A 486-nucleotide genomic window follows, 5' to 3' on the forward strand; every position below is an offset into this window, starting at 1 on the left:
ACATTTATCGTATTCAGCGGAAGCCGAGCTTGCTCGAGTCTTCCGCTAAAATAGCAAAAGAAATTGTGGAGGTATTTATGCGAAAAACAAGAGTGCTTATTGACAATGCTTTTTACCACGTTACTTCTCGAACTAATGATAAAATCAGGGTTTTTGAGAATAACTTGGGCAGAAAAATTATGCTTATTACCCTACAGGACGCTAAAGACAAATTCCATTTTAAGCTGACAAATTTTTGCGTTATGCCCACGCACATTCATCTTTTAATCCAACCGCCCCCGACCGCCAAATTAAGCGTAATTATTCAATGGCTAAAAATTATGACGGCAAAGAGGTGGAATTTTATACACGGCTCAATAGATCACCTGTGGGGGGATAGGTTTTTTTCAAGAGCGGTTAAGACTGATGAAGAGTACCATTTTATTGATAACTACATCGACCAAAATGCCGTTGTTGTCGGGCTTGCCGATACTCCCGAAAACTGGA

The 486-nt window shown here is 39.9% G+C and carries 1 protein-coding gene; it reads left to right on the forward strand.

All coding sequences use genetic code 11. The features are described from left to right. Nucleotides 1–77: 77 nt before the first annotated feature. On the forward strand, nt 78–486 hold a 409-nt coding region (locus ACYVRH_RS14510), incomplete at its 3' end, for a transposase (protein WP_461257573.1).

Source organism: Treponema sp. R80B11-R83G3, assembly GCF_054786115.1.